Origin of the sequence: Candidatus Gorgyraea atricola (assembly GCA_030765235.1) — a bacterium.
Lineage (GTDB): Bacteria > Omnitrophota > Gorgyraeia > Gorgyraeales > Gorgyraeaceae > Gorgyraea > Gorgyraea atricola.
The window spans coordinates 194,307-206,985 of record JAVCCW010000029.1; the positions used below are offsets into that span (position 1 = coordinate 194,307).

The 12,679-nt window shown below is 42.4% G+C and carries 11 protein-coding genes; all 11 read left to right on the forward strand.

Going from position 1 to position 12,679, the window contains the following annotated elements; all coding sequences use genetic code 11:
* The 11 genes from P9L93_06550 (at window position 1) to P9L93_06600 (ending at window position 12,677) form a co-directional block, all read left to right on the forward strand.
* The gene (locus P9L93_06550) at window positions 1-720 is read left to right on the forward strand and encodes a sugar phosphate nucleotidyltransferase (protein ID MDP8230741.1); all 720 of its coding nucleotides are present in this window, start codon (window positions 1-3) and stop codon (window positions 718-720) included.
* On the forward strand, window positions 717-1,670 hold the full coding sequence (gene rfbB / locus P9L93_06555; protein ID MDP8230742.1) for a dTDP-glucose 4,6-dehydratase: 954 nt from the start codon (window positions 717-719) through the stop codon (window positions 1,668-1,670). Before P9L93_06550 ends, rfbB begins: the two co-directional genes overlap by 4 nt.
* The gene (locus tag P9L93_06560) at window positions 1,667-2,971 is read left to right on the forward strand and encodes a nucleotide sugar dehydrogenase (protein ID MDP8230743.1); all 1,305 of its coding nucleotides are present in this window, start codon (window positions 1,667-1,669) and stop codon (window positions 2,969-2,971) included. The genes rfbB and P9L93_06560 overlap by 4 nt, the downstream gene beginning before the upstream one ends.
* 12 nt (window positions 2,972-2,983) lie before the next feature.
* Window positions 2,984-3,928 carry an SDR family oxidoreductase gene (locus P9L93_06565; protein MDP8230744.1) on the forward strand — a complete coding sequence of 315 codons (945 nt, stop codon included), beginning with the start codon at window positions 2,984-2,986 and terminating at the stop codon, window positions 3,926-3,928.
* A gap of 35 nt (window positions 3,929-3,963) precedes the next feature.
* Complete coding sequence (gmd, locus tag P9L93_06570) at window positions 3,964-4,935, forward strand: GDP-mannose 4,6-dehydratase (protein ID MDP8230745.1); 972 nt, start codon at window positions 3,964-3,966, stop codon at window positions 4,933-4,935.
* Window positions 4,932-5,858, forward strand: a complete 927-nt coding sequence (locus P9L93_06575) for an SDR family oxidoreductase (protein MDP8230746.1) — start codon at window positions 4,932-4,934, stop codon at window positions 5,856-5,858. Before gmd ends, P9L93_06575 begins: the two co-directional genes overlap by 4 nt.
* A 68-nt stretch (window positions 5,859-5,926) precedes the next feature.
* Window positions 5,927-7,408, forward strand: coding sequence for a capsule assembly Wzi family protein (locus P9L93_06580; GenBank protein MDP8230747.1), 1,482 nt, complete (start codon window positions 5,927-5,929; stop codon window positions 7,406-7,408).
* 10 nt (window positions 7,409-7,418) lie between these two features.
* Complete coding sequence (locus P9L93_06585) at window positions 7,419-10,259, forward strand: SLBB domain-containing protein (protein MDP8230748.1); 2,841 nt, start codon at window positions 7,419-7,421, stop codon at window positions 10,257-10,259.
* 77 nt (window positions 10,260-10,336) lie between these two features.
* Entirely contained in the window at window positions 10,337-10,669 is a 333-nt protein-coding gene (locus P9L93_06590) for a MarR family EPS-associated transcriptional regulator (protein ID MDP8230749.1), read from the forward strand.
* Window positions 10,666-12,063, forward strand: coding sequence for a radical SAM protein (locus tag P9L93_06595; GenBank protein MDP8230750.1), 1,398 nt, complete (start codon window positions 10,666-10,668; stop codon window positions 12,061-12,063). The genes P9L93_06590 and P9L93_06595 overlap by 4 nt, the downstream gene beginning before the upstream one ends.
* A complete protein-coding gene (locus tag P9L93_06600) occupies window positions 12,060-12,677 on the forward strand; it encodes a hypothetical protein (GenBank protein MDP8230751.1) in 618 nt (205 codons plus the stop codon). Before P9L93_06595 ends, P9L93_06600 begins: the two co-directional genes overlap by 4 nt.
* Window positions 12,678-12,679: the final 2 nt, after the last annotated feature.

Consider the following 12,679-nt stretch of genomic DNA (forward strand, 5'->3'; position numbering starts at 1 on the left):
ATGAAGGGTGTAATATTAGCTGGAGGACTCGGTAAGCGACTTGAACCCTTGACTCGGATCACAAACAAGCATCTTTTGCCTGTGTATGATAAGCCCATGATATATTATCCTATACAGACTCTTGTGGAAGCGGGAATAAAGGATATCCTTATTGTTACTGGCGAGAATCATGCAGGCGAGTTCTTAAGGCTATTAGGCAATGGCAAAGAATTCGGCTTAAAGCATATAAATTATATTTACCAAAAGGGCGAGGGGGGTATTGCAGAGGCGTTGGGCCTTGCAGAACATTTTGTAGATAATGGCAAGGTGATAGTGGTTCTTGGCGATAATATCATTGAAAAATCAATAAAGCAACATATCGAAGATTTTAAAAAACAACAAAAAGGCGCGAAGATCCTTATAAAGGAAGTGGATGACCCTGAGAGATTTGGCGTGCCTGAGCTAAAAAATGACAAGATCGTAAAAATAGAAGAAAAACCAAAAAGGCCTAAATCAAAATACGCTGTCACAGGCATTTACATGTATGATACAAGGGTCTTTGAGATAATAAAGACATTGAAGCCATCTGATAGAGGCGAGCTTGAGATCACGGATGTGAATAATGATTATATTACTCGCAGCGAGATGACGTTTTCTGTTTTAGATGGCTGGTGGACAGACTGCGGCACGCACGAGTCGCTACTGAGTGCGAGCAATCTAGTGGAGAAAAAAGTTAAATGAGATTATTGATTACAGGTGGGTGCGGGTTTATTGGATCTAATTTCATTCGCTATATGCTCAAGAAGCACCCATCTTACAGGATTATAAATCTGGATAAGCTTACATATTGCGGTCGCCGGGAAAATCTCAAGGATGTTGAAAGGGATAAGCGCTATACATTTGTAAAGGGCGATATCTGCAACGAGAAGCTGGTCGCTAAATCAATGAAGAATTGTGACGCTGTGATAAACTTCGCAGCTGAATCGCATGTCGATAGATCTATTAGCGATGCCTCGGATTTCATCCGCACTAATGTGCACGGCGTGCAGGTACTTTTGGACGCTGCGAGAAAAAATAGAATTAAGAAATTCATTCAGATCTCAACAGATGAAACATACGGCAGCATTAAAAGAGGTTCTTTTAAGGAGACGAGCCTCTTACATCCTAACAGTCCTTATGCTGCATCTAAGGCAGGCGGAGACCATCTGGCATTGGCGTACTATACGACATTTAAGACACCTGTTATTGTCACAAGGAGCAGCAATAATTTTGGGCCATACCAGTTTCCTGAAAAGGTAATGCCACTTTTTATTACAAACCTCCTGGAGAACAAAAAGGTGCCTCTTTATGGAGATGGGATGAATGTGCGTGACTGGTTGTATGTCCTGGACAACTGCAGGGCCATAGATGTAATTTTACATAGGGGTAAGAACGGTGAGATCTATAATATCGGCGGCAGTTATGAGATACCTAATATAAAACTCACGCGCATGATATTAAAACTCCTGGGCAAATCCAGCAGGATGATAAAATATGTGCCTGACAGACTTGGCCATGACAGACGCTATTCTCTAAGTTCATCAAAGATAAAAAGGCTTGGCTGGCAACCAACAAAGGATTTTAACGCGGCAATAAAAGAGACAATTGAATGGTACAAGGACAATAAATCGTGGTGGAAGAGGCTAAAATGATAAACCAATTGAAATCTAAAATTACAGACAAGAGCGCGAATATCGGCATAATCGGACTTGGTTATGTGGGGCTTCCGCTTGCAGTAGAATTCGCAAAGGCAGGATTCAGTGTGACAGGTTTTGACGCTGATAATGAAAAGCTCTCCCAGATTCACAAGGGGGAATCTTATATATTGGATGTTTCGTCAAAGGATGTAAGGGATTTAACCTCGTCCAAAAAATTAATTGCCACGCCTGACAAGGCCTTGCTTAACAAGATGGACGCGATTATTATCTGTGTGCCTACGCCTCTTCGCAAGACAAAGGAACCAGATATCTCATTCATACTTTCAGCTGCAGAGGATATAGTAGCCAGTCTCAGAAAAGGTCAACTCGTAGTACTTGAGAGTACGACCTATCCAGGCACTACTGATGAAGTAATACTCGCTAAGTTAGGCGCAGACAGCTTAAAAGTTGGAAAGGATTTTTTTCTCGCGTTTTCTCCTGAGAGAGTAGACCCTGGAAATCCAAAATACAAGACAAAGGACATCCCGAAAGTAGTTGGAGGTGTTACTGAGACATGCACTGAACTTACAAAGCTTTTGTATTCTCAGATAATTAAAGAGGTGATTCCTGTATCCAGCACGCGTTCAGCAGAGATGGTAAAACTTCTTGAAAATACATTTCGCGCTGTAAACATAGGCCTTATTAATGAACTGGCCCTTATGTGCAATAAGATGAATCTTGATATCTGGGAAATCATAGACGCTGCCAAGACAAAACCATTCGGGTTTATGCCGTTTTATCCTGGCCCTGGCTGGGGAGGGCATTGCATTCCGTGCGATCCAATATATCTTTCGTGGAAGGCGAGACTACATGGTTTTGAAGCAAGATTTATAGAGCTGGCAGCAGAGATAAACTCTTATATGCCGCATCATGTCGTAGAGAAAATTTCAGATGGATTAAACAACCAGAAGAAGGCCCTGAAGGGCTCAAAGATCCTTATAATAGGTATCACATATAAGAAAGACATCAATGATATGAGGGAATCGCCTTCACTCGCGATAATAAATGCGCTTATTGAAAAAGAGGCAAAGGTTCAGTATCATGATCCCCTGGTGCCGAGTTTTAAAATAGATGGATTAAAGCTCGACTCTGTAGATTTGACAAAAGAAAATATCTCTTCAAGCGATTGTGCCGTACTTGTTACAGATCACACGTCACTGAATTATAGACTGATAGCGGATAACGCAAAACTGATCCTTGATACTCGCAATGCGTTGAAAGAGTTTAAAAAGAATGGGAATGTAATAACTTTATAGAGAGGATAGGTTATGAAATTTTTAGTTACAGGCGGCGCAGGTTTTATTGGGTCGCATATTGTTGAAAGTTTAGTAAATAATGGCGATAAAGTGACAGTTATCGATGATTTAAGTTCAGGTCAGCTTAGAAACTTAGAATCTGTAAGAGGTAAGATAAAGTTTGTAAAGGCGGATATAAGGGACAAGGGACAAGGGACATGGGACATGCAGGGGATTGATTATGTTTTGCACCAGGCAGCATTGAGGAGTGTACCAAAGTCACTTGGGAATCCAAAACTTTACAATGATGTAAACATAAACGGGACCTTGAATATCCTGACCGCGGCAAAAGATGCAAAGGTAAAAAGAGTGGTATTTGCCTCCTCAAGCTCTATCTACGGAGAGACAAAGACGCTCCCTAACAAAGAAGATTTTTACCCGCTTTTGATATCGCCTTACGCTCTTACAAAGCTGGCAGGTGAATACTACTGCAGGATCTTCAGTGAGATATATGGACTGGAGACAGCAAGCCTTCGTTATTTCAATGTGTTCGGGCCAAGGCAGAGCCTTGAGAATGAATATGCTGTTGTTATACCGAAGTTTATAACCTGCATACTAAAAGATGAACAGCCGCCTGTTCATGGTGACGGCAAACAGACACGTGACTTCACATATGTAGAAAATGTTGTTCAGGCCAATATTAAAGCTGCCACAATGCCAGGCGTAAAATGTGAGGTTTTTAACATCGCTTGTGGAAAGGCATACACAGTTCTTGATATAGTCAAATACACAAATAAGATCCTCAAAAAAGACATAAAACCAAAGCTAGATCCAGTGAGACCAGGGGATGTAAAACATACACTCGCAGACATAAGCAAGGCAAAGAAACTCATAAAATTTGATCCTAAGGTTAGTTTTGAAGAGGGGCTTGCGAAGACGGTAGAGTATTTTTCTAGACTCCATGTAGGCCAGGTTTAAACCTGGCCTACTGCTACTGCTAAAAAGGAGAGGCAATGAAGAAGGCACTCATAACAGGCATCACCGGACAGGATGGCGTGTATTTATCAAGGCTGCTGCTGGAAAAGGGCTACGAGGTCCATGGTATTGTCAGGCGCGTTGCGCTGGAAGATCCCGAGCATCGTCTGTGGCGCATAAAGGATGTGTTAAAAAAAATAAAGCTCCATTCAGGTTCTCTTGAGAGCTACGCGAGTTTATTTGATGTGGTGGAAAAAGTAAAGCCTGACGAATGCTATCATTTGGGCGCGCAGAGTTTTGTGAGTTATTCTTTCGAAGATGAATTCTCTACTATAAGTACCAATATAAACGGTACGCATTACGTACTCTCCGCGATAAAAAATAGGGCGCCCAAGTGCAAGTTTTATTTTGCCGCGTCGAGCGAAATGTTTGGCCAGGTAAGAGAAGTGCCGCAGAAGGAGACCACGCCTTTTCATCCACGTTCGCCTTACGGAATTTCCAAGGTGGCTGGTTTTGATCTAACCCGTAATTATCGCGAGGCCTACGGCCTCTTTGCATGCAATGGCATACTTTTTAACCACGAATCTCCCATGCGCGGTTATGAATTTGTAACGCGTAAGATATCAAGAGGTGTTGCCAGGATAAAAAAGGGCATTGCTAAAGAATTACGTCTCGGCAACCTGGACGCTAAGAGGGATTGGGGTTTTGCGGGAGATTATGTCGAAGCAATGTATTTAATGCTCCAGCAGGATAAACCTGACGACTATGTGATAGCTACAGGCGAGACGCATACGGTCAAGGAATTCGCAGAACTTGCCTTTAAACATGCGGGGCTTAACTGGAAAGATCATGTAAAGGTAGATGAATCATTATTTCGTCCTGCCGAGGTCCATGAGCTCAGAGGCGACTGCGCTAAAGCCAAAAAAACATTAAACTGGAAACCAAAGGTCAATTTTGAAGAATTGGTCAGGATGATGGTGGCTGAGGATTTAAAAAGGATCAAGACATGACAAAGACGATTTTAATTACAGGCGGCGCGGGTTTTTTAGGTTCACATCTAAGCGATCGTTTTCTTAAAGAAGGTTATAAGGTTATCTGCATGGATAATCTTATAACAGGCAGCCTTTCAAATGTTTCTCATCTTGAAAAAGATCCAAAATTTAGATTTATAAAACATGATATCTCAAAGTATATAGATATTGACGAGAAAATAGACATTATCCTGCACTTTGCCTCCCCTGCAAGTCCGATAGATTATCTGAAGTATCCTATACAGACGCTTAAGGTCGGTTCATTGGGTACACACAATGCACTTGGTGTTGCAAAAGCAAAAAAGGCTTCGTTTCTACTTGCCTCTACCTCTGAGGTCTATGGAGATCCAAAAGTCCACCCTCAGCCAGAGACTTATTATGGCCATGTGAATTGCATCGGGCCACGTGGAGTTTACGATGAGGCCAAGCGTTTCGCGGAGGCGATTACTATGGCCTATCATAAGACACACGGCCTTGATACTCATATAGTGCGCATATTTAATACATATGGGCCGCGGATGCGAAAGAAGGATGGCAGGGCAATCCCTAATTTTATAAGCCAGGCGTTAAAAAATGAGCCGATAACCGTATATGGCAAGGGTTCTCAGACCAGGAGTTTTTGTTTTGCCTCAGATCTGATAGAGGGGATCTATTTATTGAGCCAGTCTGATATCCATGATCCTGTAAATATAGGTAATCCTGTCGAATTAAGCATCATAGACCTTGCCAAAAAAATAATAAAACTCACGCGAAGTAAAAGTAAGATTATACACAAGGATCTTCCGGAAGACGACCCAAAGGTAAGACAGCCAGACATAACCAGGGCAACAAAACTTCTTAAGTGGAAACCAAAGATAAAACTAGAAAAGGGATTAAAAGAGACTATCGAGTGGTTCGCCTAGCCAGTTTTTTAATTTTTTGTTCTATTTTTTTAGCCCCTTCGATTCTATTGGCAAATCCCTCCGTCGATGTGCCTGTAAGGCATTGGAGCTATAATGCGATAGAGAAATTGGCCATATTGGATCTTGCTGATATCGCGGATATTGGTTTCAGGCCGATCTCTCGCATAAAAATGGCGCATATGATAAAAAGCGCCATTGAAAAATCAGCTGATTATGAGCAAAGTTTTGAATGGGCACAGCAGGAATATTTAGAGATACTTTTATATAACCTGATAGATGAATTCAGGGAAGAATTAGTTACGATAGGAGTTGATGTTGCCGCAGTAGGAGATGATGGGCCAAGAAAATATATCTTAAGCTCTCCAGAACTGAATATTGAAAAGATCTACGCGAATATAGATTCAGACCAACGGCTCTTTGAAAACAAAGAAGGCTGGAAACTAAAAGACGGTTTTAATCTTCGCGCCAGACTGAACACATGGGCAAAGGTCGCGAATCTCTTTGCGATCTCTTTAACCCCTGGACTCAGGTACACCCCTGAGGATATAGACGCGGATCTGGAAAAAGGCCATATAAGAGTCGCCCATCCGAGCTTTAATATGGAGCTTTCAATGGGCCGCAGTTCAATGTGGTGGGGTCCTGGGTTTCATGGCGCATTGCTTTTAACAGATAATGCCTTTCCTCTGGATATGGTAAAGTGGAATAATATCCATCCTTTCAGGCTTCCATTTATTTTAAGAAAGATCGGCAGGTTTAACGCGCAATTTTTTGTCTCCAGACTTGAAGACAAAAGAACTGTGCCCGGAGCGTTTGTAACAGGATGGCGCCTGGATTATACCCCGTGGAATTTTCTGAAATTCGGATTCGGGCATATCCTGATGCACGGTGGTAAGGGTGTAAAAAACCTTGGTTTTGCTAATTTCTGGAGTTCAGCGTCGCTGGTATTTAGCGCGGCAGGCGGCGGCACAGAGACAGAAAATCATATAATCTCAGGCGATGTCCAGTTATTTATCCGGCGCATAGATAGATTTTTGCCGATCGCGACAGGCGCAAAATTATATACAGAATGGGGCGCGGAAGACGAAGCAGGTAATGTCCCGATAAATCTAGCTTCTATTACGGGCATTTATCTTACGGATGTGTTTAAAATTCCAGGGTTTGATGGTAAAATAGAATTTGCCAAGCTTGATAATATTTTTTATGACCATTTTAGATATGCCTCGGGCTATACTCGTCGAGGAAGCATAATAGGCCATCGCATAGGAGGCGATTCAGAGGAGATAGCAGTAACAGCTATATTTAATCTTCCCCGGGAATACAGCATGAGTACCACCTTCAGTCATCAGCGCCGGGGCCTCCAGAAGACCAGCGTAGAGACCGTAAATGAATTAAGGATAGAATTTAGTGTAATAGACGCCCTGAAGATGTATAATATACACGGCATTGAAGTCGATGTGTTCTACGAATTCGAAGACATAGATAATTACGATAATACTTCAAACGCGGCAAGGAATCATATCGTAGGTGTTGAAGCAAAAAGAAAATTTTAAGGAGGCAGCGATGATCAGGAGACTTTTAAGTATCAATTTAATTTTTGCATGTATTTTTTTGGTGAGCGTAATTTTGCCTGTGCAGGCCTTTTCATATGAGACTTCAGCTGATGGTTTTCAGCTTGAACGCGTAGATGAATCTCTTGGCTATAAGCCCGCTGCGTATAAAAAAATCCGGTGTCCGCGCTGCGGCATGGAGTTCTATTATATCGAAGGGAAGGAAGGCCCTCATTCTCATTGGGTGCATTACGAGATCTCCGAGGAAAAGGGAAGCGATATCGAGATGTCTGAACAGAATAAGAATGGAGAAGGGAAACAAAAAGGCATCTTTGATCTTTCCGAACAAAAAAAAGAGCTTGATAGGCTTAAGGCAAGTCTTTCTAGGGCAGAACAAAGAAATGAAAGCCTGGCCCTTACCCAGCTCGATAGGTTAAAAGGACCGCAGTATGAACTTCGACAGAAACTCACCTGTCCGTACGACGGACATAATTTTTTCCCGGAAGGCACTGTTATAGAAAATAGAAAATTGATGCAGAAGTCTTTATTTGCGGAAAAACCATCCAGCATAGAAGAAAGCTTTGCAAAATCCATTCCTTTTGGCGTTTCAAAGGATTTGAAGCAGTTCGGTTATGACCTGTTTTTAATACCTGAAGAACGCGATGAAAAAGAAGAATCCGCGGCCAGGGAAGAAACGGGCCAGGCATTAGGCGCCCTTGGCATATTAAGCGCCGCGTTCAGCACTAAGTCTTCTTCTCCCGCGCTTTCATTGCAGTCCACTTCTAAAGCAGCAGTTGTACCGATCGGGCCGGATTATGTAGTAGGACCAGGGGATACACTTGTTATCAATATTTGGGGTAGTGTCCAGGAAAGTTTTCCAGTAGAGGTGGACCGCGAAGGCAAGATCATGCTCCCAAAGGCAGGGCCGCTCTATGTCTGGGGCTTGAAGATCAAAGAGACTGAAGACCGCATTAAAAAGATGCTCAAACAGCATTACACGAATTTCTACATGGACCTTTCAATGGGTAAATTGCGCGATATCCAGGTCTATGTAATGGGCGAGGTGAAGAAACCAGGGTCTTACACCATAAGCTCTCAATCAAGCATCTTCCAGGCGCTCTATGCAGCCGGAGGGCCTACCAAGCTCGGCTCACTAAGAAAGGCCAAACTTATAAAGGCAGATGGCCAGACAGAGAAGATAGACCTTTATCCTTTTCTTTTAGAGGGCAAGATGGTAAGGCCCACCAGGGTGCAGTCAGGCGATACTATTTTTATTCCTACAGTGGGCGATGTGGTTGCTATAGCCGGCAATATAAAGCGCCCTGCAATATACGAGACAAGGGGTGAGACACCTTTGCAAGAACTTTTGAATTTTGCAGGCGGTGTTACGCCTACAGGAGACCTCCAGCGGATACAGGTAGAACGTATCGAGAACAATGAAAGACGCGTGATGCTTGATATTGAATTAAAGCGCACGGATGTTGGAAAATTTTCATTGGAAGATATCAGCCTGCAGAATGGCGATGTGGTGATCATTTCGCCTATAGTAAGACTAAAACATAACTTTGTATCTATTGTTGGAAATGTTGAGCGGCCAGGCGATTACGCGTTGACAAACGATATGAGCGTAAGTGACATTATAGACAGGGCAAAGGGATTTTTGCCAGGCACATATTTAGACAGGGCTGAGATAGCAAGAGTGACTGATGACAGGACCAGACAGATCATACCGATAGACTTGAATAGTATACTGCTTGATGAAGAAGATCTGGAACTCTTTTTAGACGAATGGGACATTCTACTTGTGTATTCTGAGTCTCAGGTCAGGCCGCCTTTGTTTGTGGAAATAGACGGAGCTGTTAATCGGCCAGGGAAATACGAGCTGACACCAGATATGAAGGTTTCAGATCTTATTTTTAAGGCAGGGGGCGTTAAGCCTGATGAGGTCATAAGAGGGGCTGAATTATTTCATATTATACCAGGAGAACAGCCTGTTGTGCGGGATATCGCGATAAGGCGCGTATCTGATGTCAGTGTATCACTTGATAAAGATATAATCCTGCATGCAGGAGACGCCCTTTCTGTAAAATCAGAGCCAAAACTTACTGAAAGAAGGGTAATTACAATCAAGGGTGAAGTAAGGTATCCAGGGGCATATTCAGCAAGAAAAGGTGAGAGATTAAGCTCTCTTATTGAACGTTCAGGAGGGTTTACAGAAGAGGCATTTTTAAATGGAAGTATCTTTACGCGCGAATCCATAAAAAAAGCTCAGGAAAAGATGAGACGGCGTTTTATCGAGAGGGAGAATAGGAGTTTATTGGAAGAGCAGCAATCGATACTGCTAAGGAGGACAGATAGGTCTAATCCATCTGCTGTGGCTGAGTCCTTAAAGACAAGGAGAGAGATGCTGGAGTTTATATCCTCGGCTGATATAGAAGGCCGCATGGTAATCAAGCTCAAGCCGCTTGACCAGTTAAAAGATACCAAGTATGACATCCTGCTGGAGGACGGAGACAGCCTTACAGTGCCTCAGATACCTTCAGCTATCGCGGTAATCGGCAGTGTGAATAATCCCACATCTGTTCCTTTTGAAGCAAGTAAAGGCCTTGAATATTACGTTCGCAAGACAGGCGGCCTTACAAAACACGCAGATAAGGTCGGTATCTATGTTATAAAGGCCAATGGCGAGGCAGTCAGTAAATTCATGATGTCCAAGAGGATCACAAGAGGCGATAGCATAGTCGTTCCCCAGGAGTTCAAATACTGGACACCACCAGGCCAGCTCTTACGAGATACCGTAGAGATCCTATCGCGCGTAGCAGTAGGTGTAGGCATCATTGCTGCACTGAATTAATCTGCTGTAATATATAAATATATATACTAAACAAATCTTCTTGACTGAGATACTCTCCTGTCGTACAATAGTGTTCAATGATTGAACAGGCCCCAAAAGAAGAAGTTCTTCATATCATCAAGCACGTAGAGACAGATCCTGCTGTCAGCCAGCGAATTCTCTCCAACAGGCTCAATATCTCCTTAGGAAAGACCAATTATCTCCTCAAAGAGCTCATCAAAAAGGGCTTTATCAAGGCCCATGATTTCTCGCATAATTCAGGCAAACTGAGAAAAGCAAATTATCTCCTTACAAAGGAAGGCATAGAAGAAAAACTGCGCCTTACCCGTTATTTTTTAGAGACCAAAGAGCAGGAATACAAGATCATGAAAAAGGAGTGGGACGAGTTAACGAATGGGAAGGCCGTATGAACGTCTTTATGATCTATCCATGTCAGGGTAATATGGTCAGCTTTAATTACGGCCTGGCTTCGGTTATTGCGGTTTTAAAAGAGGCAGGGCACAAGGTTAAACTATTCATAGTAGATGATTATTCCGGGATAAGGCGCATTATAAAGGATATATTAGACTTCAATTCAGATGTCATAGGCTTTTCCTGCATGTCCAATTACTGGCAGTATACAAAGGAACTCTCCAAAAAGATAAAATCCACCCCGGCATTGAAAAATATCCCGATATTAGCAGGCGGGCCGCATGCCATAGTCTGCCCGTCATCCATTAAAGAGAGCGCGCATATAGACGGCCTTTGTATCGGCGAAGGAGAGCACGCCTTTTTAGAGGTAGTCAATAAGATAGCGCAGGGCAAGGATTTTAAGGATACATCAAATTTCTATTTCAATAGCAAGGAAGGTGTTATAAAAAATGAACTCAGGATGTTGATAGGAGACCTGGATGGGTTACCTTTTCCTGACAGAGATGTGTTCCCCGACAAGGTTTTTACCAGTTACGCGAATTTTACGCTTTCAAGAGGATGCCCATATTCATGCAGTTATTGCTGTAATTCCGCGTTTCATAAGATATTTAAGGACAAAGGAAGTAAAATACGGCATAGAAGCGTATCAAAGGCTCTGGAAGAAATAGAACTGTTTGTTAAAAGATATAAGCCAGCCGTATTGAGTTTTGACGACGATTGTTTTAACAAGAATCCAGGATGGTTTAAATCTTTTTGTTCGGAGTATAGGGAAAGAATAGGGATTCCGTATACCTGCAATACAAGGCCTGAACTGTTAGACAGCGAAAGCGCGAAACTCTTAAAGGAATCAGGCTGTAAAAAGATCAATATCGGGATCGAGTCAGGGGATGAACATTTGAGAAGATCTGTTCTTAATCGCAACATAAAAGACGAGCAGATCATAAGGGCATTCGGCTATGCCAGGGAGAATGGACTGGAGACAATGTCTTTCAATATACTAGGCTTTCCCGGAGAGACCAGGCAGAGCATCAGAAAGACCATAGATCTTAATAAGAGAATAAGGCCTGATTACGCTCAGGTCTCTATATTCTATCCCTACGCTGGCACGCCTCTCGGGGAGCTATGTAAAGAAAAAAAATATCTGCGAAGCAATAAATATCAATTCACGTATTTCGGGGAAGGCTCTTCTGTGCTGGAACTGCCCGGCATTTCGAAAAGCGACATAAAGGACGCCTATCTCAGGTTTGATTTGGAACTCTGCAGTAACGGAAATAATTTTAAAAAGGCATACAGGATGAAAAAGATAAAAAACTCGGCCCATAGCTTATATAGAAAACTGCCCTTATCTTTAAAAAACATACTAAGGGCAATAAAAAGAAGGAGAGCCTCATGAGATACGATATAGATATTTTCCACTACCTTGATATCTACAAGAAACATTGCAAAAGAATTATAGCCCTCATAATATTAACCGTATTTGTTACCTTTTTTGCGCAGAGTTTTCAGCCAAAGGTCTACAGGTCTACTCTTATTGCCTTATCTGCCAAGGAAGCAGGGGAGGCTTCTAATCTGGGGTCGTATCTTGGCCTTCCAAATCTCGCCATAGGCAGCTCTTCTAATGACCTTGTTTTTTCCATGTTAAAGAGCAGGCGCATGAGCAAAGATATAAACAAGCATTTTAACCTTAATAACCGGTCTAAGTTCTGGTGGAGCCTTGACACTTACATTGTAACAGGCGGTTTTGCCGTGGAAGTAAAAGGGTCTGATCCTAAATTTACAAGGGACATAGCGAATTTCGCGGTAGAGAATTTAGACAAGATAAATCTGGAACTAAAGGTCACATCTCAGAAACCCATGATCAAGGTCCTGGACTCTGCTTTAAAAGGCGTTCCCGCAGAAAAGAATACAGCCAAGAAGGCCATAGCCGGTGGACTTTTTGTTTTTTTGGCATATACGCTATTTATATTCTTTAAAGAATATTTTTCACAGATGAAGAGGTCAAGATAATA